The 22,398-nt window shown below is 63.2% G+C and carries 20 protein-coding genes and 1 tRNA gene; 7 read left to right on the top strand and 14 right to left on the bottom strand.

What is annotated here, in order from left to right:
- Positions 1-31: 31 nt before the first annotated feature.
- Positions 32-1,021 carry an alkaline phosphatase family protein gene (locus DV733_RS14185; protein WP_049992646.1) on the bottom strand — a complete coding sequence of 330 codons (990 nt, stop codon included), beginning with the start codon at positions 1,019-1,021 and terminating at the stop codon, positions 32-34.
- Between the two features lie 111 nt (positions 1,022-1,132).
- On the opposite strand from DV733_RS14185, the gene DV733_RS14180 reads away from it, so the two are divergent.
- From DV733_RS14180 to DV733_RS14170, 3 genes are all read left to right on the top strand, one after another.
- Positions 1,133-2,197 (top strand): glycosyltransferase, encoded by a 1,065-nt coding sequence (locus tag DV733_RS14180; RefSeq protein ID WP_079979348.1) that lies wholly within the window; start codon positions 1,133-1,135, stop codon positions 2,195-2,197.
- 65 nt (positions 2,198-2,262) lie between these two features.
- Positions 2,263-3,228, top strand: coding sequence for a hypothetical protein (locus tag DV733_RS14175; RefSeq protein ID WP_049992644.1), 966 nt, complete (start codon positions 2,263-2,265; stop codon positions 3,226-3,228).
- A gap of 133 nt (positions 3,229-3,361) precedes the next feature.
- Positions 3,362-4,798 (top strand): oligosaccharide flippase family protein, encoded by a 1,437-nt coding sequence (locus tag DV733_RS14170; protein ID WP_049992643.1) that lies wholly within the window; start codon positions 3,362-3,364, stop codon positions 4,796-4,798.
- A gap of 248 nt (positions 4,799-5,046) precedes the next feature.
- On the opposite strand, the gene DV733_RS14165 is transcribed toward DV733_RS14170, so the two are convergent.
- Positions 5,047-5,120: transfer RNA gene (locus DV733_RS14165), tRNA-Lys, on the bottom strand.
- Positions 5,121-5,251: 131 nt separating this feature from the next.
- Here DV733_RS14165 and DV733_RS14160 point away from each other — a divergent pair.
- Positions 5,252-6,706 carry a DHH family phosphoesterase gene (locus DV733_RS14160; RefSeq protein ID WP_049992642.1) on the top strand — a complete coding sequence of 485 codons (1,455 nt, stop codon included), beginning with the start codon at positions 5,252-5,254 and terminating at the stop codon, positions 6,704-6,706.
- Here DV733_RS14160 and DV733_RS14155 read toward each other — a convergent pair.
- Positions 6,703-7,026 carry a PRC-barrel domain-containing protein gene (locus tag DV733_RS14155; RefSeq protein WP_049992641.1) on the bottom strand — a complete coding sequence of 108 codons (324 nt, stop codon included), beginning with the start codon at positions 7,024-7,026 and terminating at the stop codon, positions 6,703-6,705. The genes DV733_RS14160 and DV733_RS14155 overlap by 4 nt on opposite strands.
- Positions 7,027-7,168: 142 nt before the next feature.
- Here DV733_RS14155 and DV733_RS14150 point away from each other — a divergent pair, with 142 nt between their 5' ends.
- Positions 7,169-7,924 (top strand): MBL fold metallo-hydrolase, encoded by a 756-nt coding sequence (locus DV733_RS14150; protein ID WP_049992640.1) that lies wholly within the window; start codon positions 7,169-7,171, stop codon positions 7,922-7,924.
- 18 nt (positions 7,925-7,942) lie between these two features.
- On the opposite strand, the gene DV733_RS14145 is transcribed toward DV733_RS14150, so the two are convergent.
- The 11 genes from DV733_RS14145 to DV733_RS14095 all read right to left on the bottom strand — a co-directional run bounded on the left by DV733_RS14145 (position 7,943) and on the right by DV733_RS14095 (position 20,041).
- Positions 7,943-9,100 carry a sensor histidine kinase gene (locus tag DV733_RS14145; RefSeq protein WP_049992639.1) on the bottom strand — a complete coding sequence of 386 codons (1,158 nt, stop codon included), beginning with the start codon at positions 9,098-9,100 and terminating at the stop codon, positions 7,943-7,945.
- A gap of 65 nt (positions 9,101-9,165) precedes the next feature.
- On the bottom strand, positions 9,166-10,233 hold the full coding sequence (locus DV733_RS14140) for an mRNA surveillance protein pelota (RefSeq protein ID WP_049992638.1): 1,068 nt from the start codon (positions 10,231-10,233) through the stop codon (positions 9,166-9,168).
- Positions 10,234-10,283: 50 nt separating this feature from the next.
- Positions 10,284-10,952, bottom strand: a complete 669-nt coding sequence (locus DV733_RS14135) for a DUF4013 domain-containing protein (RefSeq protein WP_049992637.1) — start codon at positions 10,950-10,952, stop codon at positions 10,284-10,286.
- An 82-nt stretch (positions 10,953-11,034) separates the two neighbouring features.
- Positions 11,035-11,712, bottom strand: coding sequence for a DUF4013 domain-containing protein (locus DV733_RS14130; protein WP_049992636.1), 678 nt, complete (start codon positions 11,710-11,712; stop codon positions 11,035-11,037).
- An 80-nt stretch (positions 11,713-11,792) separates the two neighbouring features.
- Positions 11,793-13,922: a catalase/peroxidase HPI gene (gene katG, locus DV733_RS14125; protein WP_049992635.1), complete on the bottom strand. Its 2,130-nt coding sequence runs from the start codon at positions 13,920-13,922 to the stop codon at positions 11,793-11,795.
- Between the two features lie 139 nt (positions 13,923-14,061).
- Positions 14,062-16,191 carry a ribosome rescue protein RqcH gene (gene rqcH / locus DV733_RS14120; protein WP_049992634.1) on the bottom strand — a complete coding sequence of 710 codons (2,130 nt, stop codon included), beginning with the start codon at positions 16,189-16,191 and terminating at the stop codon, positions 14,062-14,064.
- A gap of 70 nt (positions 16,192-16,261) precedes the next feature.
- Positions 16,262-16,948 (bottom strand): MBL fold metallo-hydrolase, encoded by a 687-nt coding sequence (locus tag DV733_RS14115; protein WP_049992633.1) that lies wholly within the window; start codon positions 16,946-16,948, stop codon positions 16,262-16,264.
- Between the two features lie 52 nt (positions 16,949-17,000).
- A complete protein-coding gene (locus tag DV733_RS14110; RefSeq protein ID WP_237560462.1) occupies positions 17,001-17,480 on the bottom strand; it encodes a hypothetical protein in 480 nt (159 codons plus the stop codon).
- A 3-nt stretch (positions 17,481-17,483) separates the two neighbouring features.
- On the bottom strand, positions 17,484-18,416 hold the full coding sequence (gene mch / locus DV733_RS14105) for a methenyltetrahydromethanopterin cyclohydrolase (protein WP_049992632.1): 933 nt from the start codon (positions 18,414-18,416) through the stop codon (positions 17,484-17,486).
- 345 nt (positions 18,417-18,761) lie between these two features.
- Positions 18,762-19,070, bottom strand: coding sequence for an MTH1187 family thiamine-binding protein (locus DV733_RS14100; RefSeq protein WP_049992631.1), 309 nt, complete (start codon positions 19,068-19,070; stop codon positions 18,762-18,764).
- A 41-nt stretch (positions 19,071-19,111) separates the two neighbouring features.
- On the bottom strand, positions 19,112-20,041 hold the full coding sequence (locus DV733_RS14095; RefSeq protein WP_049992630.1) for a class 1 fructose-bisphosphatase: 930 nt from the start codon (positions 20,039-20,041) through the stop codon (positions 19,112-19,114).
- A 188-nt stretch (positions 20,042-20,229) separates the two neighbouring features.
- Here DV733_RS14095 and DV733_RS14090 point away from each other — a divergent pair, with 188 nt between their 5' ends.
- The gene (locus tag DV733_RS14090) at positions 20,230-21,090 is read left to right on the top strand and encodes a 3-hydroxyacyl-CoA dehydrogenase family protein (RefSeq protein ID WP_049992629.1); all 861 of its coding nucleotides are present in this window, start codon (positions 20,230-20,232) and stop codon (positions 21,088-21,090) included.
- A 162-nt stretch (positions 21,091-21,252) separates the two neighbouring features.
- Positions 21,253-22,395, top strand: coding sequence for an acyl-CoA dehydrogenase (locus tag DV733_RS14085; protein WP_049992628.1), 1,143 nt, complete (start codon positions 21,253-21,255; stop codon positions 22,393-22,395).
- Positions 22,396-22,398: the final 3 nt, after the last annotated feature.

Genomic DNA, 22,398 nt, shown 5'->3' with positions numbered 1-22,398 from the left:
TCGATGTGGAACAGACCGACAGTAATCACTATCAGACGTAGCCGAGGTCTTCGAGACGGTCTTGAACCATCTCCTGATCGTGCTCCGATTGCGTAACCGTTCCGTCGTCGGAGACGGTCCGGCGCTGCCCAGTCTCGACGACTGCCCACGGTACGTCGACGAGTTCGGAATTGCGGATGCCGGACGGGTGACCGTACACCTGCAGTGGCAGGGGAAACGTCCGCTCACCGAGCATGTTTCCGTGGTCGCTGGTCAGGACCGTCCGTCCCTCGATTTCGTCTAGCAACTCGGAGACGGAATCCAGCGTTCTGGTCAAATTGTCCCCGTACGCGTCCCAGACAGCCTCCTTCGAGACGAGACCCATATACAGTGCGTCCCACGGCGTATGTGGGCGCCCCTTCTTCACGTCGTCTTTCAGCCCTGTCTCTTCCTGTTTCTCTTTCCACCCCTCGAAGTCGTCGATCTGCCACCCGTGAAACTGTAACTCGGGGGCCGTGACGAACGGATGGTGGGGTTGCATGTAGTGGACGACGATTCGCTTGTCGGGATGGTCACGGTGGGCTCGAATCGCGGTTTCGGTCGTCTTCTCCGGGAGAACTGTCCGCGTCTCCTCGTCGAACTCGCTCACCCAGGGTTCGTAGATCTCGTGGAAGGCATCCCCCGCTTCCCGCGAGACGAACGGGTTCGCTGTCACGTAGACCATATCACCGAACGACCTGCCAGCGAAGTTTTGACGGACCCACTCTTGGGTAGCACTGCCACGACTCGTCACGGTGCGGTACTCGTCGAACCTGCCCACATCCGCCCGTTCCTCGAAGAGATCGGTTCGACAGGCATCGAGAACGATCAGCGTATCCCAGTCCGCTTCTGGAACGTCTATCGCAGCGCTCCGTGTCGGATACACAGTGAGGTGGAACGGCGCGATGAGACGATGGAAGAATCGATTACGCCACCAAAAACGGTCGTCGTAGTTGTCGCGTATCTCTCGGTATGCGTAGCGTAATCCGTCGAGGACGCTCATCAAATCGTTGTGTGCGTGGTAGCCACTATATTCCCTTCGGTCGGGTGAGGAGAAGGGGATGGAAAGAGTTATCTGCCGGCAGCAGGGCCATCACTACGAAAACGGCGTCCAATGAAAGTAGAGCTCTTCGCGACTGGCCCGGATCAGGATTGTGGCATTGCGACATACACGAAGACTCTAGAGGACGCTCTGGAGATCGACTACCACCGAACGCCGCTGAGATTGCGGTCATGCAACGTGGTTCATTACATCAGACAATCTGTGAAGGCGGGGACGACGGACAGCGACGTCATTCACGTTCAACACGAGTACGATATCTACGGGCCGAAAAGTATCGCGAGTTGGTTCGTCTTTCCGATCCTGTGGATCCTCTCGACGCTCCGTAGACGCCCGATCGTCATCACCTTCCACAGTGCATGGGGCGAAGAGACCGTCGAGCCGCCGTTGGTGGGTTTGAAGTGGACGTATCTCCGCCTCAACAACTGGATGCTGGCACGCGTGGCCGACTACGCGATCTTCCTCTCCGAGGACACGCGGCAGACGTTCGAGGCGACCACGTCGCTGTCGTCCGTCGAGGTGATCGCCCACGGCGTTCCGACCGACATCCATCCGATGTCACGTGAACAAGCCTGCAATCGGCTCGGGCTCGATCCGGACACCGACATCGTCGCCGAACCGGGGTTCGTGCGGCCGCAGAAAGGGTATCACACGTTCCTCGATATCGCCGAACGAGTCCCGGAAGCGACGTTCGTCGTCGGCGGCGGTACGCACGAAGGCGAATACGAGGAGTACATGGCCGAGATCCAGTCCAGATGTGGCGAGGGTGTCGTCGTCACAGGGGTATTGGACGACGACGAATTTCACGCGCTGTTCAACGCGATGGACCTCGCAGTGCTCCCGTATGAATCAGTGACACAGAGCGGGATACTGAACTGGTGTCTCGCCTACGAGGTCCCGGTTCTCGGAACCGATGTGGAGCGCTTCCGGGAACTCACAGCCGAGTACGGCTTCCCGGCGGTGTTCCCGATCGACGACCCCGACAGTGGTGCGGAGCGAGTGCGAACGGTGCTCGAAGACCCACAGCCGGTACTCGAATCGATGCGGGACTACCGGGCTGCCCACGGGATGGACGACATCGCCGCGACCCACGCAGCGGTTTACCAACGCCTCCTGTGAGCGATATCTCGGTGGCCGACAAACCACGACTGATTTCAACCAGCGTGACCTCGTGTCCCACAAGAATGCTGGATAAGATACGGTACGCGGCCTCCGAGATCGCCGCCAATGGAGACGATCCGTACTGGTGGCGGTTGCGGTTCTCTTCCCGCATCGCGGGCCCGATACTGGGGAAGATACACGGTAATTCGGGCATCGATTTCATGGACGAAGACTGGGACAATCTGTTCCTTCTGGACGCCTGCCGAGCGGATCTCTTCGAGGAGTGTATCGATACCGAGCAGTTCGACGAGTACCGGCGTGTCCACTCTATCGGCTGTTCCAGCCCGGAGTGGATGGAGAAGACGTTCGATGGCGCGGCGTATCCCGACACGGTCTACGTGACGGCTAACCCCTGGATCTCGAAGATCGCGCCCGACTCCTTCCACAAGATCGTGAACCTGTGGGTGGAGTCCGGTGAGCTCTCCGAAAAAGAGATCAAAAACGCCGGTGGTGCGATCGACGGTGTGGGTGTCAGCGGAGGTGTCACCATCCATCCGGACACGCTCTCTGACGCAGCTCGGTCGGTCCACGAGAGATACCCGAACAAGCGGATCATCGTCCACTACTTCCAGCCGCACGCACCAGTGGTTGGTAACGCCGACGGGACACCGCGAGCCGACACAGACGACGGGCTCCACCCGGGTGACGACCTCAAGGCGGGAAACGTGACACGCGAGGAAGTGTGGGAAGGCTACAAAGACAACCTCCAGTATGCGTTCCACTACGCCCAGGACCTCGCCGAGGACCTCGGGGGCCGAACAGTGTTCAGTGCTGACCACGGGGAACTGTTCGGCGAGCGGCTCTGGCCGTTCCCGCTGCGCGGGTACGCCCATCCCGACGGCGTTCGACACCCCCGACTCACGGAGGTCCCGTGGGCGGTGACAGAAGTCGGTTCCCGACGACGGATCGTCGACGGTGAGATCAGTCGTCACGAGAGCGACGAAGGCGAGATCGACAATCGGCTCCGCGATCTCGGGTACAGAGTCTGAAATGGCGAACGTTGCCCTGGTCGTTCTGGACACCGTCAGGAAAGACTGTTTCGACGTACACACGCTCTTCGACGACTGCCACTCGTTGGCGGGCACCGACGGGTACGACAACCCCAATTCCAAGATCTGACAGATGAGCATCGGAGACACGGACTTCGGCGTCCAGGTCGGGATCGGTGTAGTTGGACGGGTCGTGACGATGCTGGTCGCGTTCCTCGGTGCGATACTTCTCGCACGCCTGCTGGGACCGTCGGGATACGGTGCGTTCTATCTGTTGATGGCGATCGTCTCGTTTCTCGACAATCCTGTCACAGGGTGGGCAAATGCGTGTCGAAAGCGCTTGACTGAAGTCGACTTTCCGTCGGGAGAGGCAGTCAGCTCGACGCTGATCGGGATCTTCATCTCGATCGTCGTGGTCACGATAACGGCGTTCGTGTTCGCCGACCCGATCGCGAGGCTTACCGAGCAATCCGACGGCTGGATTCTAGTTTCGGTGCTGTTCTCGGGCGTTGTCGTGTATCTCACGACATTGGAAGTGCTCAAATCGACTGCATATTTTGGCGTGAGCAACTGGCTGATGGCAGCCAGGGACGTCATCCGCGTCCTCGCACAGGCGGCGTTTGTGCTCGGCGGCTACGGGGTCGCGGGGATGGTCGGTGGGATGGTCATCGCGAACCTCGTGGTCGCACCGGTTGCGCTCTACCTGATCGGGGCCCGACCGCGGGTCCCGTCCCTGGACTCACTCCGCCAAATCGGGATTTTCGCCCGGTCGAGTATCCCGAACGGTATCGTCGGCACCGCACAGAATCGAATGGACGTGCTACTCCTCGGTGCGCTGGCCAGTACCAGTGTCGTCGGTAATTACGAAGTGAGTATGAAGATTACCATGCCGGCGATGTTCGTTGCGGGCGTGTCGAGCAGTGGTCTCATGGGGCGAATCAGTAATCTCCAGAGCAAGGGCGAGGAGATCGAACGGGAAGTCCGGAACAATCTCGCGTACGCCAGCGTGATCGCTGTCCCCCTGTTTTTCGGTGGGTTGGTGATGGGCCGACCAGTCGTGGTCACGTTCTTCGGGAGCGAATACGCGGATGCTGGGGCCTTCGTCGCCGGACTAGCGCTGTTTCACCTGTTTCGGTCACAGAAATCGATCCTCGTCTCGGTGATAAACGGGGTGGACCGACCAGAACTCAATCTCAGAACCTCTGTCGTCGTCTTCTCCGTGAACCTGTTGTTGGGCGTCGGTCTGTACTTCCTGATCGGGCCGATCGGTGTCGTCGCCGCGACGGTCGTCAGCGAAGCTCTTGGGTATCTCTTCCGAGCCTATGTGGTGGGCACTCTCGTTCCAGGGATCGAACTCCTCCCACGGCCGCTGATCGAACAGTTCGTCAGCGGTGCGCTGATGGCCGCTGTCGTGTGGACGGCCAGGTCGATGCTACCGCTAGCGTGGTGGGGAAATGTCATCGCGATCCTCTGTGTCGGTGGCCTGACCTACACCGTCTCGCTCTTGTTCACCAGCAAAGAGCTTCGATCGACCGTGCGGGCTATCGGACGTGATGCGGGGCTGTTATGACTGGCCAGTAACGTTCAAATCCTCTTGTCGACCCCGGACTGGTCGGTCAAACGATGCGGGGCCGCAGCGATGTCAGTGTGCTTCTCGTGACGTACAACGAAGAGTGAGTGAGCGGGCCGGACGCGATTTGAACACACGGTCGTTCCCGTTCGCTCCGCCTTCGACGTCGCTCACCTCCCACTCCCTGCGTTCAAATCCCGCCGGGTCCGCACAGCAATTGCTCGCGGTTTTGCGAGCGATAGAGTGAGCGGGCCGGACGCGATTTGAACACGTGACCGTCTGATTAAGAGTCAGACGCTCTGCCAGACTGAGCTACCGGCCCTTGCACCTGCTCGTAATGGCAGGCCGGTAAAATAGGTTTCCTTTCGACCGCGGGACGGCACGCCCTCTCATTTCAAAGACTGAGAGGAAAGTCGGTGTTATAAGGCCTTCCGACACGACCACCAAGACGCTATGAGCAGCGTCGTTACGATGGCCTCGATGTCTTCCTACGCCATCCTCGGTTGTGGAAGCGTCGGCCACGCCGTCGCCGAAGAACTGGTCGAGGAGGGCAAAGACGTCCTCATCCTCGACAAGGACGAGGGACGGGTCGAAGCGCTCCGCGATCAGGATCTCAACGCACGCGTCGCGGACATTCAGGACCCCTCGATCGCAGAGGACGTCGCCGGCCGCGACGCCGTCCTCATCCTCTCATCTGAAGTCGAGGCCAACAAAACGGCCGTCGAAACGCTTCGAGAAGCAGAGACCGACCACTTCATCGTCGCCCGCGCGTCCGACCCCGTCTCCGCGGACGAACTCGCCGAGCGCGGAGCCGACGTCGTCATCAATCCCTCGGCCGTCATCGCCGACTCTGCACTCCGATCGCTCGAAACCGGCGAACTCGAACACCGCGCGAAACAACTCTCCGAGGTCATCGACGCGACCGGCGATCAACTCGCGATTCTCATTCACCGGGGCCCGGACCCGGACTCGATCGCCAGTGCGGCCGCATTGCAGGCGATCGCCGACCACCGCGGAATCGACGCCGATATCATCTACGAGGGAGAGATCGGCCACCACGAGAACCGCGCGTTCGTCAATCTCCTGGGGATCGATCTCCTCGCCCGCGACGAGACCAATCTCGACGAGTACGACACGATCGCCATCGTCGACTACTCAAAGAGCGGCGACCCGGAGGCCACACCACTCGAAAGCGTCGACATCCTCATCGACCATCACGAACCCGAAACCGAGATCGACGCCAGTTTCTCGGACGTCCGGCCCAACGTCTCCGCGACCTCGACCATCCTCACCAAATACGTTCAGGAGTTCGACCTCAACCTGAGTCAAGAAGTCGCGACAGCCTTGCTGTACGGTATTCGAGCCGAGACGCTGGACTTCAAACGCGACACGACGCCGGCGGATCTGACTGCGGCCGCCTATCTCTATCCGTTCGCGGATCACGACACGCTCGAACAGGTCGAGTCGCCGTCGATGAGCCCGGAGACCCTCGACGTTCTCGCCGAGGCGATCCGCAACCGAGACGTCCGGGGGAGCCACCTCGTCTCGAACGCCGGCTTCATCCGCGATCGGGAGGCGCTGGCCCAGGCCGCCCAGCAACTCCTCAATCTGGAGGGAATCACCACGACTGCAGTCTTCGGCATCGTCGACGAGACGATCTATCTCGCCGCGCGCTCGAAGGATATCCGGATGAACATCGGGAACGTCCTCAGCGACGCGTTCTCCGATATCGGCGAGGCCGCGGGCCACTCGACCGACGCCAGCGTCGAGATTCCGCTTGGCATCTTTACGGGCATCGAGAGCAGTGAGGACAATCGCGAACTGCTGTTGTCGCTCACCGAGGAAGCCGTCAAGACGAAACTGTTCGAGGCGATGGGCGTCGAGGGCGACAGTTCCAACGGGTCCTAGGCGCGCATTTCGCCTTCTGCGTCCGGCTCTGCCGATTCGGAGTCTGGGGTCTGCATCCGCTCGACGATCTCGTTGATGATGACGACGTCGCCGACGGCCTGGACCCAGCGGTAGGGGACGATGACGCCCCTGGAGCTGCGGGTCTCCTGGTCGAACAGTTCGTGGTTGAGCTGGTGGAGGGCGAGGCCCGTGACGGACTCGGCGTTGAGATCGAGGCGTAGATCCTCGATTTCGCCGACGAAGACGCCGTTGTTCGAGTAGACTTCGCGACCGACCAGCGTCGTGATCTCCGATGGCGTGGTCTCCCTGTCGATAGCCATATGCGGCCTCTCGAATTGTGGAACCTTAACTCTTGGTTGCTCGGCTTCCGAGCGTCTGACTCGCGTCTTGCGCGGCAGCGAGATTCTGTCACTGGCGCTGGGGACCGCCAGCCATTTTCTCCCGGGCGTCGTCGCTCTATGCATGCAACTCACCGTCCTCGGTACTGGATCTGCGATGCCCACTGGCACCCGGTTCCAGACCGGACTCCTCGTCGAATCGGGTGACGACCGACTCCTGGTCGACTGCGGCAGCGGGGTCCTGCACGCCCTCCAGCGCACCCCCGTCGGCTACGAGGGCGTCGACACCGTCCTCCTGACGCATCACCACCTCGATCACGTCTCGGATCTGCTCGCCCTGCTGAAAGCACGCTGGCTCGCCGGCGCAGAGTCGCTGACCGTCGCGGGCCCGCCGGGTACGGCGTCGCTCGTCCGCGATCTGCTCGAGGTCCACGACTACCTGCAAGACCGCGTCGACCTGGCGATCCGTGACCTCGAGGAGGGGTCGTTCTCCCTCGCCGGATTCGACTGCCAGGCGATGGAGACGCGCCACTCGATGCAGTGTTTCGCCTACCGACTCGGCCACCCCGACAGCGAGGCCGAACTCACGTTCTCGGGTGACAGCGAGGCCTTCACCGACTTGATCGCGTTCGCCGACGGGTCGGCAGTCCTCGTCCACGACTGCTCGTTCCCCGACGAGGTCGACGTCTCGAACCACGCCACGCCGACCAGTCTGGGCCGGGCACTGGCGAACGCGGACGCCGAGGTCGGCCGCGTCTATCTTAGCCACCTCTATCCACACACCGAGGGGCGACACGAGCGGATGCTGGACGCGCTCGACGAGCAATACGACGGGGACGTCAGATTCGCCGAGGACGGGCTCACGGTCGAGGTCAGTTGATCGGAGCGCGGGGGCGACTCAGACGCGTTCGAGGTGGACGCGAAACTCGGCACCGCCGAACTCGCTGTCGGTCACTTCGACACCGCCGCCGTACGATTCCGTGAGCGCACGGACGAAGCCCAGACCCAGACCGGTCCCCTCGCTCTCGGGGCCTTTCTTGCCCATCTCGAACAGTTCGTCGCGGATCGCTTCGGGGATACCGCTGCCGTCGTCAGCCATGCCGACCACGAGCGCATCCGGCGGGAGTTCCTCGACGTATAGCCGGACCGTGACCTCGCCCTCGTTGTGGACGGCGGCGTTCGAGAGAATGTTCTGGAAGACCGAATCCAGCAGATCCCCACCGTAGACCTGGTAGTCGAAGATGTCGGGATCGAACTCGATCCGCAACGTCTCGTACTGGGAATCGACGTTCTTGACGACGGTCGTGAGCACGGTCTGCAGCGACCGGGGTTCGGGCTCTTCCTCGGCTTCGAGCGTCGAGACGAGGTTCCCGACCCGCTCGATGAGGTCGGCGGAGTTCTCGGCCGCCCGATGGATCTTCTCTGCGTAGCGGGCGTTGTCACCGTCGAGGCGACCGACCAGCGCGTCGGCAAACCCGGAGATGACCTGCAGGTCGTTACCCAGGTCGTGGCGCAGGAGTTTGTCGTAGAGCTCGATCATCTCCTTGCGCTTTGCCAGGTCGTTGCGGGCGCGTTCGAGTTGCTGGCGCGAGCGGATGTTGCTGATCGCCGTCGCCGCGTGTGAGGCCAGAATCTCCAGCGGCGTCGCGTACTCTTCGCCGATCTCGTCGACTGACGTCGACCGAATGACGAGGACGACCACCACGTCGTCGACGATCTTCGCCGGGACCGCAAGCGTCGCCGTGACCGACGAATCGGGGGCCACTCCGGCGTCCGCGCCAGTCTCGGTGATCGTCTCCTTGGTCTCGACGGCACGACGGCCCACCTCACTGGGCCGATCGCCCGCAGAGAGGTTCCGATTCGTGCTCTCGATGACCTCGGGTCCGTTCGTCCGAACCTCGATCAACGTCGCTGAAGTGAAATCGAACAGTAGTGAGACTGCCTCCAGCGTGAGTGAGACGACCTCTTCGACAGTCTCACAGCTGTTGAGGGCCTGTCCGTACTTGTTGAGATCGGCGACCTGCTTGGCGAAGTCTGCCTGTTCTTCGAATGACATCTATCTCGAATCGGTACCCGATTACAGAACGATGGACGGGGAGGCAAAAAACCGTTTCGGCGAGATTATGAAAGGCGATAACGGAGCAATGCAGCGATCCCGCCGAGGTTCGCGAGTTGCTGACCGGGGTCGAACTCGCTCGAGAAGACCGTCACCTCACCGCCCTTCTGTTCGGTGGTCTCGACGAGCCGGTCGACGTCGATGTCCCACTCGCCCTCGCCTGCACGCTCCGAGCGAAGTCGGTCGTCGAGTACGAGCAGGTGTTCGATCGCGCCATAGTCGGCCGCTTCGGCGACCGAATCCGGGCCGTAGGCGACTTCTGCCCCCGTAGCGATGCGCTCGGTGAGTTCGTCGATCAGCGACGCCTCCTCGGCGATCCGAGTTTGCTGCTGGACGTCCTCGACGGCACCGCGTTTGAGCACCTCGTGGACGCCACGATCACCCACGGAACTCGTATCGACGGTCGTGATCTTCTCCATCAGGTCTGCCGCGTTCTCCTCGATGTATCCGAGGGCGTCCTGTTTGGTGAATCCCGGTCCCGCGAGGATGATCGCGTCCGCATCGAGGCGCTGCAGGACGGCCGTGAGTTCCTCGAACAGCTCCTCGCGAGGGCGGGCGTACTCGCCTTTGCCCGTCGGCCCGGTGATCGACGCCCGCTCTTCGGTGCCGTACTGGGCGACCGTGTGGACGTAGGCCTCGCCTTCCTCGACGGTCGCGATGGCGACGTCGGGCTGGTCAGTGGCCTCTTCGGCTTCTTCGAGGCGTTCTAGCTGATCTGTGTTCCAGACCTTTTCGACGTCGAGTTCGGTGTGTTCCTCGACGTTGATCGTGTGGTGCAGCCCCAGTTGGTCCTCCCGCGAGCACTCCGAGATGACGCCGGACACCCGGAGTCGGTTGGCGAACTTCGCGAACTCGACGTCCTCGACCTCCAGTTTGACCCAGAGGTGTTCGCGCTCGCCGCCAGTGTCCCGGAGGTCCTCGTCGTTGCGCTGGATACGGCGGGTCGTGTCCCCGGCCACGAAGTCGCCGGGATCGATGACGTAGCTCAGGTGCCAGAGGTCGTCGAGACTCTCGGGGACGACAGTGATCCGCTCGCCCCCGCCCTCGACGCGCTGGCGCTCGGCGATTCGCATGGTCGTGGCTCCGAGAGGTGGCGGTAAGTGCCTGCTGTTTCCGATCTGTGTCACGCCCGACTACTATCGCCGGTCGCCTTCCCGTACCCACGGCCGAAGAGATAGTACATCGAGATCTGTGCGTAGACCAGTATCAACAGGCCGACCAGGACGATCACGAGGAGCGAGCCGACGATCGAAAGGGCGATCCCGACGATCACTCCGAGGAGGAACCCCACGAAGAAATCAGCGTTGAACGCGGTCCGGGCGACTGTGCCGACCTGGAATGCCGCGCCGAGGTCGCCGGTGACTGCAAGGCGGACCTGTGCAGCGATCGTGAGATAGCCGATCAACAGGAACACCGGCAGCATCACGAGGACGACCACGGCGATCAGCACGCCGAATCCGGCCGCAGCCCCCGCGTTCCCACTCAGCGCCGAGAACACCGCACCGCCGGCCAGGACCGAAATCATGGCGACGAATACCATCGCTGGAAGAATTCCGTAGACGAAGGCGACGATGAAAGCTTTCACGCCGTCGACCAGCAGTTCGATCCAGTTGCCGAACGTCGGCGGTTCTACCTCGTCGTTCGCGCCGGCCCGCGCAACCCGGAGCAGAAACCCCTGGAGGATCAACCCAGGGACGAGCAGAAACGAGAATATCGAGAGTATCGCGCCGATCAGCAGTGTCGTCAGCCAGTCGTCACTGTTCCGTGGAAACGAAATCGCGTCTTCGATCATTGTCGATGCCAACGAGGAATAACCATATAAAAACGAACCCTGATTCGACGACGGATCCTCAGAGAGGATCGTCCCGGTGGTATTACGTCCGTCGCCCCGGCCGAGTGCGCGTATCGATGTCTGCCAGCAGACTGCTCGTTCCAGTCGTGAGGACGTACATGCCGACGAGATAGCTGTAGAAGATCACAACGGGAACTGCGAGCACGCCGATGGCAGTCAGCGCGACGGCGATTGCACAGAGGTGCAAAGCGACCACGAGTGACACGGAGAGGAGCCAGCTCCGGAGATAGGTCCAGGAGACCCAGAACCGGACCAGTTGGCGCGGGGAGAAGCCTGCACGGGTACGGCCGTCGATGGCGTAGGTGAGCAGTGCTGCCGGAAGGAGGTAGAACGCAATCGCGAAGAGCACAGCCGCGATAGCGAGCGGTTCGTGGGCCCGCGCGGTGGTGAAGCTCTCGTTGAACGGTGCGATGAAATACAGGAAGGCACCGTAGATCGCGAACGCCGCCGGTACGAACAGATAGACCACACTGATGCCGAACGCCCGGACCCCCCTGCTCATGAGCAGGCCCCAGTACTCGAACGACGGCGGAACGTCCGAACGGTCCTCGGCGACGGCCTCGGCGAACTGGACCACGTACCCCAGAACGACCCACAGTGGGACGATACCGAACGAAACCGCGAGCCATCCACCGCCGATCGCAAGGCGTTTCCATCGTCGCTCGCCAGCCAGTGGGGCCCGAAGCGCCTCCTTGATCATCTCTCACCGTCGAGTCACGGCGGGCCGGGTATAAACGTAGCAGTTTCGGCCGGGCGCGCTCAGCGGCTGGCGGCCAGCCGCTATTCGAGGTCGAACCGATCGAGTCGCATCACTTTCTGCCACGCGTCCGCGAAGTCCTGCACGAACTGCTCTTCGCCGTCGTCGGCGGCGTAGACTTCCGCGATGGCTCGAAGGCGCGCGTTCGAGCCGAAGACGAGATCGAAGCGCGTCCCTTTCCAGGCGAGGTCGCCAGTGTCACGATCGTATCCCTCGAACACCTGTCGATCCTCGGAGACCGGCTCCCATTCGAGGTTCATCCCGAGCAGATTCACGAAGAAGTCGTTACTCAGCGTGCCCGATTCGTCGGTGAAGACGCCGCAGTCTGTGTCCTGGTAGGTCGCACCGAGCACACGCATGCCGCCCACGAGCGTCGTCATCTCGGACGGGGTCAGATTCAGCAGGTCTGCCTTGTCGACCAGGAGGTCTTCGGCCCGCGTCTCCTCGTCCTCGGGCAGGTAGTTGCGGAAGCCGTCCGCGCGCGGCTTCAGGGCCTGGAAGGACTCGACGTCGGTCTGGGCGGGGTCGGCGTCGACGCGACCCGGTTCGAACGGAATCGTCACGTCGTAGCCGGCCTCGGCCGCCGCGTGTTCGACGGCTGCGTTGCCGCCCAGGACGATCAGATCCGCGAGCGAGACGCGCGTGCCGTCACCCCGTGATTCGTTGAACTCGGCCTGGATGTCCTCGAGCGTCTCCAGGACGCGCTCCAGTTGTTCGGGTTCGTTGACGTCCCAGTTCTTCTGGGGTTCCAGGCGGAGCCGCGCTCCGTTGGCTCCGCCGCGCTTGTCGCTGTCGCGGTAGGTCGACGCCGACGCCCAGGCCGTCTTGACCAACTGGGCGGTCGAGAGATCGGAGTCGAGAATCTCGTCTTTGAGCGCCGCAATCTCTTCCTCGCCGACCAGTCCGTGATCGGCGTCCGGCAAGGGATCTTGCCACGCGAATTCCTCGTCGGGGACCTCGGGACCGAGGAAGCGCTCGGGCGGGCCCATGTCGCGATGGGTCAGTTTGTACCAGGCTCTCGCGAAGTTGATCCCGAAGGACATTGGGTTGTCCCGGAACTCCTCCATGATCTCGCGATAGTCGGGATCACGCTTGAGCGCGATATCGGTCGTGAGCATCATCGGCGTGACGTCCTCGTCGTCGTGGGCGTCCGGTGCAGTCTCGATGTCGTCATCGACCGGCGTCCACTGCCAGGCCCCGCCGGGACCCTTCTGGGCTGCCCACTCGTAGTCGAGGAGGTTCGCGACGTAGCCCATGTCCCACTCGATCGGCGAGCTGGTCCAGGGACCCTCGATCCCGCTGGTGATCATCGCGCCCTCTTTGGAGCCCTCGTGCTCCCAGCCCAGCCCCTGCTGCTCGATCGGGGCCGCTTCGGGTTCGGGACCGACGTTCTCCTCTGGATCGTCGGCACCGTGGACCTTTCCGAAGGTGTGTCCGCCGGCGATGAGCGCGGCCGTCTCCTTGTCGTTCATCGCCATCCGGGAGAAGGTCTGGCGGATGTTCTTCGCAGACAACTCGGGATCGGGGTTGCCGTCGGGACCCTCTGGATTGACGTAGATCAGCCCCATCACCGACGCGCCCAGACCCTCCTGGATCTCGCCGGGTTCGTCGAAGCGTTCGTTGGCTTCCCACTCCTCTTCCGGCCCCCAGTCGACGGCGTCGTCGGGCTCGAAGGCGTCCTCGCGACCGCCGGCGAAGCCGACAGTCTTCCCACCCATCGACTCGATGGCGACGTTGCCGGCCAGGACGATCAGGTCGGCCCACGAGAGGTTCCGGCCGTACTTCTGCTTGACCGGCCACAGCAGCCGTCGGGCCTTGTCGAGGTTCGCGTTGTCCGGCCAGCTATTCAATGGGGCAAAGCGCTGTCGCCCGCCTGCGGCCCCGCCGCGACCGTCTGCAGTGCGGTAGGTCCCGGCGCTGTGCCAGGCCATCCGGATGAACAGCGGCCCGTAGTGACCGTAGTCGGCCGGCCACCACTCCTGGGAGGTCGTCATGACCCCCTCGATGTCGGCTTTCACTGCGTCGAGGTCGAGCTGCTCGAACGCGTCCGCGTAGTCGAACTCCTCCTCCATCGGCCCGGCGTCACGGCCGTTCTGATCGAGAATCTCCAGATTCAGTCGGTTCGGCCACCAGTCCTGATTGGATCGGGGCATCGTGATCGAATTCCGCCCAATACGTAAAAGATTGGCTAAACGACGAACGTGATGTCCCACTTCACAAAAGATTTTTAATGGATGGAGAAATCCGATCGTAGACGCCCTCGCCCCCACGCCACGGGAAATCCGTGAGCTCTCACTCGACCATCCGGCTGCCGCCCGGCGGCAGGAATTCCTGAACCAGGTCCGGGCTGGCTATCTTCCGGACGAACGTCTCGTCTGCGAACCGCTCCTTGAATTCGCGGTAGAGGCGTTTCGCGATGTCGTTCTGGGCGAACTGGCCGGGTTCGACCTCGATACTGGTCTCGGCCTGTGGACCGATCGCGCTCGGCGGGCCGCCGATCACGCGCGTCTCGGGTTCACAGGTGAGCCCCACAGCGACTCCGACAGGTGTGTCCTCGTAGTAGGTGCGATCCCCGCGAATCGCGAAGCTCCCCTTTTCGAGATACTCGCCGCTCTCGGGCGTCTTGGTGACCTGGTCGTGGCCGACCATGTAGACGTCGGCGGCGTACTTGCCCTCTTTCCAGACTGTCGAGTACGAGACGGCGAACTGGGCGGCCTCTTCTTTGCTCCCCTCGGGGATCTCGAGGTCGTCGCTGGCAGACTCGCTCGGCCCGGTCGCCTTGAGAATCGTCGCGGGCGCGCCGTGGGCCTGCGTGTGGAAGAACAGGTCCCCGCGGTCGAGGTACTTCTTGACCAGTTCCTCGTTCTGGTCGGCGTTTCGGCCGCCGATCACGAGGTAGTCGTCGCTGGTGTGGAACCACCGGAACCGTTCGTACCACTGCTCGCTCTGGCGGATCGGGATCGACGAGCGAGTGAGCCAGTCGACTTCCTCCTCGTCCTCGCTCTCGTCGCTCTCTTTCGCTTCGCCGTCGTCTGCTTCCCAGGCCTCGCGCTCGGCTTTCACGTCTTCGAGGCGTTCGCGCGTGTCCTCGATGGCGGCTTTCGCGCCCTCCTTTTTCTCCTCGATCCGCTTGGCCTCGGTGTAGAGGCGGTCGGCGTTCTTCTCGACCCCGTCGCTCGCGTCGAGCGTGATTCTCGTCCCATCGACGTCCAGCGTGACCGTCCCTTCGCTGCCGTCGACGTCACGGACGGCTTCGGCGGCCTCGACGCCGCTCTCGGCGGCTTCCTCGAACGTCTCGGCGATCGCGTCCCAGGAGTGACCCGCCTCGCGGGCCTCCTGAACCGTCGAGAGTACCTCGTCGACCTGATCGTAGTTAGCGTAGAGCAGCTCGGCCTTCTCGCGTTCGGCCTCCGCCTCGTCCTCGAAGTCCTCGATGGCCTGCTGCTGTTGCTGGATGATCCGCTTCTGTTTCTCGATCTCGCTCTCGAAGTCGGGCCGTCCCCGACCACCGTCCCCGCTGCTCGACTCGTGTTCGCTGTGATCCGCCTCGGCGTGGGTAAAGTAGTCGTCCAGCGCGGCGTTGAACGACTCGAAGGCCTCGCTCTCGCGCTCGTCGTACTCTTCGAGGGGAAACGGCGTCACGTCCACCCGGACGCGGTCGTCGCCCTCGCCCTCGTAGTAGACCCGGGCGTCGAGATCGCCCTCCGAGAGGCGTCGCGACAGCGACTCGATCTCCCGGTAGAGCGTCTCGAACTCCGCCTCGGTCGTCTCGTCGATGTCCTGGTTGTAGGGGACGCCGGCACGCGAACACAGTTCCTCGCCGAACAGGCCACCGAAGTTCAGCTGCGTCGCCAGCGTCCGGACCACGTCGCTGTCGGACTGGCCCATACGGTCGAGAAAGGTGTCGTAGTCGACGGTCAGGGGGTTGAACCGCGCCGACGGGAATTCGTAGTGACTGCCCGGGACCACGGTCCGAGATTTCAGGCGCACGGTATCCAGGCAGTCGACGACGTCGTCGTTCTCGTCGAGGACGGCGACGTTGCCGTCGCCGAATAGCTCGGCGACGACTTTCGTGTTGGCGTCGTCGCGTTCGAACTCGAGGACGAGAATGCGATCGAACTCGAACTGCTCGACGCTCGCGAGATCCGCGCCCGAGAGGCGATTGCGCAGCATCATCGCGAAGTTCGGCGGGCGTTCGGGGGCCTCCGGGACGTTGTCGGGGTCGGCGACGTGGGCGCGCTTGTCCTCGCCGACTTCGATCAGGAATTCGACGCGGCCGCGGTCGAAATCGCGCATTCGGAAGCGCAGCAGATCCTCCTCGGGGTAGAGATAGACTTTGTCGACTTTCGCGCCGCGGTACCGGCCCAACTCGCCGGCCAGGGCCGCGATGTCGACGCTCGTGAGTTCCCGCTTTCGGTCCATACTGCCACCACTGGCGGCGGCCCCAAAGACGTGACGTTCGGCTGTCGGGCGACGCGCACCGACGAACTACTCACAGCCGCGCCGCGAGATCGTCGAGCAGTCGATGCGCGCCCGTTCTGATCGGCGTGCCGTGGCCCATGCCCATGACTTCCACGTCCGGGATCGCCCCGGCGAAGGCGACGATGCTCTCGCGCAGTTGCGTGGTGTCGTAGCAGTCCAGCCAGAACGGCGGCGTCAGCTCGCCGTCGTCCTCCCAGAGGAGGTCGCCGACGAACGCCGCACCCGAGTCGTGGACGTACGCCAGGTGACCGGGGTTGTGTCCGGGCGTGTGATACGCCGTGAAATTGCCGATCCGCTCGCCATCGGCGACGGGCCGGACGTCGGCGTCTCTCGGCAGCGGGAAGAACGGCCGAACGAGCCGGTGAAAGAGTCCCTTGTGGTGGATCAACGGCGGGTCGCTCGCGCCGGTGTAGAGGTCGTAGTCGGCCTCGCCGATGTAGATCGGCCCTTCGAATCCAGGGAGGTGTCGCAGTCCCGTGGTGTGGTCCAGATCGTAGTGCGTGAGGAGCACGCGGTCGACATCTGTGGGCGTGTACCCCGCCTCCGCAAGTTCGGCGTCCATCGAGGGGCGGTTCCACCAGAGTCCGGTGTCGATGAGCGTCACCTCGCCGTCGTCGACGAGATAACAGTTGGTCTCGACCGGCCTGATCAAGCCGAGATCGAGAAACCACACACCCGGAGCCAGTTCTTCCGCCATACACCTTCTCTAACGCCTCAGCAACCATAAACCGCCCGACAGATGGAGGGCGCTATTGGGTGCCAAACTGGCCGTCGTCGGCTGTCACGAGGCCGAACACGACCGCCCACTGGAGCACTCGCTGGGTCCGCTCGCGCCAGACCGCTTCCCAGTCAGCGTGACGGTTGCGCTCCCAGGTCGGGACGATCGAGCGGGTCCGCTCGAACACCACCTCGGGTGTCAGCGGCCCGTCTTCGAGCGCGTCGAGGACCTCGGCGACGCCGTAGACGTTCTCGCGGAAGCACTGACCCAGCGGTGTTTCGGTCAGACCGACGCTCCCGCGCTCGTAGCCGCGACTCGTCTCCGCGACGAGGTCGAGCGCGTCGAGGAAGGCCAGCCAGTCCTGGGCCGACTCCCTGGTGTCGGCCGGCCCGCGCTGCTGGACGCGGCCACAGCAGTCGTCGGTGGATTTTGGCACGAGCGGAACGGCCTGCCGGGCCGATTCGAGGGCGTCCATCGAGACGGGGGCGGGGACGGCTTTCGTCCGGGCCATCCCTCAGTGGCCGAAGCTCTCGGCGAGGACGTCCTCGCGGCGCTGTCCCAGAACGTGCGTGTCGCCGCCGACGACGTCGACGGTGACTTGCCCCGGGGCGAACAGTTCCATCGAGAGGTCGGCCAATTCCCAGTCGACGCCCTCGAAGATGTCGACGAACGGGTCGCCGTACTCGGGGGCTGCGCTGGCGGTGATCTCCTCGAAGCGATCGAACGGCTCGTCGACCACCAGGTGAACCTGCCCGCCGTAGGCGAGCGCGTCGTTGGTCCGGGCCATCGCGAGGTCTTCCTCGCCGGCGACGGGCGCGACCGGTGCCGAGGCCGACGCCGAGAGCACGTCCAGCGGATCGTATCCGAGTTCGGCGAGTCGGAAGACCGCCAGTTCGGCGGCGCGAGCGGCCGCCGTGACACTTCCGGGAATGGAGGCGCTGGCGTACGTCGGCAGGAAGACGCCGCTCTCGGGGACGCCGGCCATCTCTGCGACCTGCGAGACGACCGACTCGTCGGGGAGCGTGTCCGATTCCAGCGCGAGGACGGCGAACTCGAAGGCGTCCCGATAGCCCAGGCGGGCGAACTCGTCTTCCTCTGCTACGAGCGCGCGGGCCGGTCCCGATCCCAGGCCCTCGAAACTCTCGGTGCTGATCTCCCAGCCCGCTTTCTGCGAGCCCAGCAGGGCGAGTCCGGGGTAGTCAGTCGAGAGTTCCACGTGCGTGCGCGGGACGCCGTCAATCTCGCGCATGTCGGTCTGGAGGGTCGCCAGGCCGGCCGTCTGAATCTCCGCGAGCATGAGGCCGGCTTCGACGCCGCCGGGGGTCTCGACGCCGAAATCGAGTACTGTGGCGTCGCTATCGAGCTGGTGGACGTCGATGGCCAGTTCGTCGGCGAAGTCGATGGCCTCGTCGACGAGTTCGGTGGCCATCCGATTGAGGGGATCCATGCCCGGACCCTCGCTCGGGAGCCGTTTACCGTTTTCTCATCATCGGTCGTGATCGGACACGCACCGATTTCTCACTGTCCAGCCAGAAGCAGTGTCTCGGCCACGGAGCGTCGGTTCACACGCCGCGAATCGGAATCTCCCGACTCGGATCGATCCGCTCGCGAATCGTGGTCACGCTCGAACCGAGGGACCTCCGCGAGTACACTCGCAGCAGCTTCCCCCGGACTGATTCCCCTCCCCAGTGGCGCGTCCTCGCTGGTAGTCATCGGTCTACCAGAACGGTTTGTACCCTCTCACTCTATAATTGCAGCAAGATTCCCACTGTGTGAGAATCGATACCGTAGCTCACTCGCTTCTGGCGGGTCGGCCCAGATGCTCCTCGACGGATTCGACTTTCTCGCGAGCCTCCTGTTCGATCGTCCGTTTGTCATCGATTTTCAGAAACGTCGAGACGCGGTCGGCCTCGACGGCGCGGTGGGCCGCCTCGACGGCCGCGAACAACTCCGAAGTGTCGTCGGTCTCGATGATCGTCCCCATCGGCGTGGTCTCGTAGGAGACGGCGAAGTCGTCCAGTGCGGCGACGGCTTTGGCGACCTCGCCTGACATGCTGTCTTCGATGACCGGTGCGACGCTCAGGAACGCGACGAGTGTCATGGCCGACAGTTCGGCGGCCGCGGTAGAAAAGCTACGGAAACCTACTCCCACGGCGAGTCCCGCGTCGTCACGTGGGGGTCCCGCGCTCGCCCGCCGAGTGTCTCGATCAACTGGGCCATCGGCTCCTCGCTGCCGACGAATAGCGGCGTCCGCTGGTGGAGACGCTCGGCCTCGGTCTCCAGTACCGAGGAGTCGCCGTCGAAGGACTCGCCGCCGGCCTGCTCGACGATGAACGCGATCGGATTGGCCTCGAACTGCAGTCGTAGTTTGCCCTCGGGCCGCGTCTCTAACTCCGGATAGGCGAACACACCGCCGTAGCTCAGCACCTGGTTGACGTCGCCGACGAGCGCGCCGCCGTACCGACGCTTGAGTCGGCGCTGGATCGACATGGCGTACCGGCGAAACTCTCGTGACCACTCCGGGACTGGGCCGCCGAATCCGTAGACGGCTCCCTCGTCGTTGATTTCGACCTCCTCGGTCAACACGTCGAGGTCGCCGTCGCTGACCAGATACTCCGTGACTCCCGCCTCGGTGGCGACCATCGCGGTCGTCGTCGGTCCGTAGAGGACGTAGATTGCACCGAGGAGGTCGCGGCCTGTCGCCGGAAGTTCGGCGTCGTAGATCCCGACGATGGTCCCGACGCCGTTGTTCGACGTGAGATTGCTGGATCCGTCGAGCGGATCGACCGCCAGCGAGAGTCCCTCGCCCGTGTCGACCGGATCCGCACGCTCTTCGCTGGCGTAGGTCCCCACACAGTCGAGGTCGCCGAGTCGGGATTCGAGGAGTTCGTCGGCGTAGACGTCCGCGGCGAGCATCTCCTCACCGCTCGGATTCTCCTCGCCCTCGTAGGCACGATGTGTCTCGAAGGCGGTTCTGATCTTCGGCACTGCGTCGGCGAGCGTTTCGATGATCGGTGTGACGATCGATGTCTCGTCGGCGTCGAGGTCTGACCGCGAACCGGGGTTCCCCATTTCGTTTTGCGGTCTCTTGACCATCCACAACAGTGTTCTGTCTAATGTATATTCACCATTATACGACCCTAGAGGCCCTGATAGTGTGGTTATACTCGTAGGATGTGACGAACGAGTACCTCACGACTGGATCGTAGGATCGGGGAACCCACCGCCACGTTTACCGCGTCCGCGCGCGGACTCGTGATATGCGCGAACTCGATGCAGTGCACACCGTCGGCGTCGTCGGCGCGGGGACGATGGGAAGTGGAATCGCCCAGGTCGCCGCGACCAACGGCTACGACGTGGTCATGCGCGACGTCGACCAGCAGGCCCTGACCAGCGGTGCGGAGTCGATCCAGGACAGTCTCGATCGCTTCGTCCGGAAGGACCGGTTCACCGAGAGCGAGGCCGCCTCGATCCGGGACCGAATCGACGCGACGACCGACCTCGCTGATCTCGCCGAGTGCGACCTCGTCGTCGAGGCCGTGGTCGAGAACCTGGAAGTCAAACAGGACATCTTCGCGGAGCTGGACGACATCGTCGACGATGATGTCGTCCTGGCGACCAACACCAGCACGCTCTCGATCACCTCCATCGCCAGCGTCACCGACCGCGAGGGATTCGTCGTCGGCCTCCACTTCATGAATCCCGTCCCGCTGATGCCCGGCGTCGAGGTCATCGCCGGCGAGAAGACAGAGGCCCGCGCTGCGAAATTCGCCCACGACTTCGCCGAGTCCCTGGAGAAGCAGACCTGGCAGTCCGACGATAAGCCCGGGTTCGTCGTCAATCGCGTGCTCATTCCCTGGGTGTGTGAAGGCATTCGGACACTCGACGAGGGGACGGCGACGCGCGAGGATATCGACCGCGGACTCAAGCTCGGAACGAACGTTCCCATGGGACCGCTCGAACTGGCCGATCACATCGGTCTGGACATCTGTCTGAACGCCGCCGAGACACTCCACGAAGAACTGGGCGATCGGTACAAGCCGCCCTACTTGCTCAAGCGCAAGGTCGATGCGGGTGATCTGGGCAAGAAGACCGGCAAGGGATTCTACGAGTACGAGTGACCCGATCAGTTCCGCTGGAAGACCGGGAATTGCCATGCTAATATGCTGGAACTACGGGAGGTCCGAAACGCCCCCCTGTTCGGGTATTGTGAGAACTGTTTGCACGTTTTCTGTCCTCGGTGCTCACCAACAGTAAAGACAGAGGGGGAGCTAGCGGATGGCATGGACTTTAGCCCGACCACCGAGCAGCGCCAGATCCAGGAGATGGTCGCCGAGTTCGTCGACGAAGAGGTCGTCCCGCGCGCGGCAGAGATCGACGACGAAGACGAATTTCCACAGGATCTGATCGACGAGATGGCCGACCTCGGCCTGATGGGCATGCCAATCCCCGAGGAGTACGGCGGGGCCGGCCTGGACTACCACGCCTACGCGATGGCACTCGAAGAGATCTCCCGGGGCAGTGGCGGCCTCGGGACCATCGTCGCAGCGCACATCTCGCTGGCGTGCAACATGATCTACGAATTTGGCGACGAGAGTCAAAAAGAGGCGTATCTCACGCCGCTGGCGGAAGGCCGAGAGATCGGTGCGTTCGCGCTCTCGGAAGCAGGGGCGGGCAGCGACGTTCCAGCGATGGAGACGACTGCCGAGAAAGACGGTGACGAGTACGTGGTTAACGGCGGAAAGCTGTGGATCTCCAACGGGTCAGTGGCCGACACGGTCGTCCTCTTCGCCAAGACCGATCCCGAGGCCGACAACAAGGGAATCTCCTCGTTCATCGTCCGCCCCGAGGAAGACGACGGCTTCCACGTCGAGGGGACCGAACACAAACTCGGTGACAAGGGCTGTCCCACGGCCGAGTTGCGCTTCGACGACATGCGAATTCCAGAATCGCGGCGACTCGGCGAGGAGGGCCGGGGATTCGTCCACGCGCTGAAGACGCTCAATGGTGGTCGAATCACCATCGCCGCTCGCGGGGTCGGGATCGCCCAGGCAGCCCTGGACGAGGCCCTCCAGTACGCCCAGGATCGCGAGCAGTTCGACCGGCCGATCAGCGACTTCCAGGCGATCCAGCACAAGCTCGCGGACATGGACACCAAGCTCCAGGCCGCCCGGCTGCTCATGCACCAGGCCGCAGATCTGAAAGACCGCGGCGAGAACCACATCAAAGAGGCCGCACAGGCGAAGCTCTACGCCTCCGAAATTTCCAGAGAGGTGGCAAACGAGGGGATCCAGATCCACGGCGGCTACGGCTACACCAAGGACTTCCCGGTCGAGCGATTCTACCGCGACGCCAAACTCAACGAGATCTACGAGGGGACCAGCGAAGTCCTCAGGAATACGATCGCCGATCAGTTGCTCCAGTAGCGA

Source organism: Halapricum salinum (assembly GCF_004799665.1).
Lineage (GTDB): Archaea > Halobacteriota > Halobacteria > Halobacteriales > Haloarculaceae > Halapricum > Halapricum salinum.
This window is presented reverse-complemented; position numbering and strand designations above follow the sequence as displayed.

What these genes read in the sequence shown, in the direction of transcription:
- DV733_RS14185 (WP_049992646.1), bottom strand. Translation starts at nt 1,021, where the DNA reads ATGAGCGTCCTCGACGGATTACGCTACGCATACCGAGAGATACGCGAC.
- DV733_RS14180 (WP_079979348.1), top strand. Translation starts at nt 1,133, where the DNA reads ATGAAAGTAGAGCTCTTCGCGACTGGCCCGGATCAGGATTGTGGCATT.
- DV733_RS14175 (WP_049992644.1), top strand. Translation starts at nt 2,263, where the DNA reads ATGCTGGATAAGATACGGTACGCGGCCTCCGAGATCGCCGCCAATGGA.
- DV733_RS14170 (WP_049992643.1), top strand. Translation starts at nt 3,362, where the DNA reads ATGAGCATCGGAGACACGGACTTCGGCGTCCAGGTCGGGATCGGTGTA.
- DV733_RS14160 (WP_049992642.1), top strand. Translation starts at nt 5,252, where the DNA reads ATGAGCAGCGTCGTTACGATGGCCTCGATGTCTTCCTACGCCATCCTC.
- DV733_RS14155 (WP_049992641.1), bottom strand. Translation starts at nt 7,026, where the DNA reads ATGGCTATCGACAGGGAGACCACGCCATCGGAGATCACGACGCTGGTC.
- DV733_RS14150 (WP_049992640.1), top strand. Translation starts at nt 7,169, where the DNA reads ATGCAACTCACCGTCCTCGGTACTGGATCTGCGATGCCCACTGGCACC.
- DV733_RS14145 (WP_049992639.1), bottom strand. Translation starts at nt 9,100, where the DNA reads ATGTCATTCGAAGAACAGGCAGACTTCGCCAAGCAGGTCGCCGATCTC.
- DV733_RS14140 (WP_049992638.1), bottom strand. Translation starts at nt 10,233, where the DNA reads ATGCGAATCGCCGAGCGCCAGCGCGTCGAGGGCGGGGGCGAGCGGATC.
- DV733_RS14135 (WP_049992637.1), bottom strand. Translation starts at nt 10,952, where the DNA reads ATGATCGAAGACGCGATTTCGTTTCCACGGAACAGTGACGACTGGCTG.
- DV733_RS14130 (WP_049992636.1), bottom strand. Translation starts at nt 11,712, where the DNA reads ATGATCAAGGAGGCGCTTCGGGCCCCACTGGCTGGCGAGCGACGATGG.
- katG (WP_049992635.1), bottom strand. Translation starts at nt 13,922, where the DNA reads ATGCCCCGATCCAATCAGGACTGGTGGCCGAACCGACTGAATCTGGAG.
- rqcH (WP_049992634.1), bottom strand. Translation starts at nt 16,191, where the DNA reads ATGGACCGAAAGCGGGAACTCACGAGCGTCGACATCGCGGCCCTGGCC.
- DV733_RS14115 (WP_049992633.1), bottom strand. Translation starts at nt 16,948, where the DNA reads ATGGCGGAAGAACTGGCTCCGGGTGTGTGGTTTCTCGATCTCGGCTTG.
- DV733_RS14110 (WP_237560462.1), bottom strand. Translation starts at nt 17,480, where the DNA reads ATGGCCCGGACGAAAGCCGTCCCCGCCCCCGTCTCGATGGACGCCCTC.
- mch (WP_049992632.1), bottom strand. Translation starts at nt 18,416, where the DNA reads ATGGATCCCCTCAATCGGATGGCCACCGAACTCGTCGACGAGGCCATC.
- DV733_RS14100 (WP_049992631.1), bottom strand. Translation starts at nt 19,070, where the DNA reads ATGACACTCGTCGCGTTCCTGAGCGTCGCACCGGTCATCGAAGACAGC.
- DV733_RS14095 (WP_049992630.1), bottom strand. Translation starts at nt 20,041, where the DNA reads ATGGGGAACCCCGGTTCGCGGTCAGACCTCGACGCCGACGAGACATCG.
- DV733_RS14090 (WP_049992629.1), top strand. Translation starts at nt 20,230, where the DNA reads ATGCGCGAACTCGATGCAGTGCACACCGTCGGCGTCGTCGGCGCGGGG.
- DV733_RS14085 (WP_049992628.1), top strand. Translation starts at nt 21,253, where the DNA reads ATGGACTTTAGCCCGACCACCGAGCAGCGCCAGATCCAGGAGATGGTC.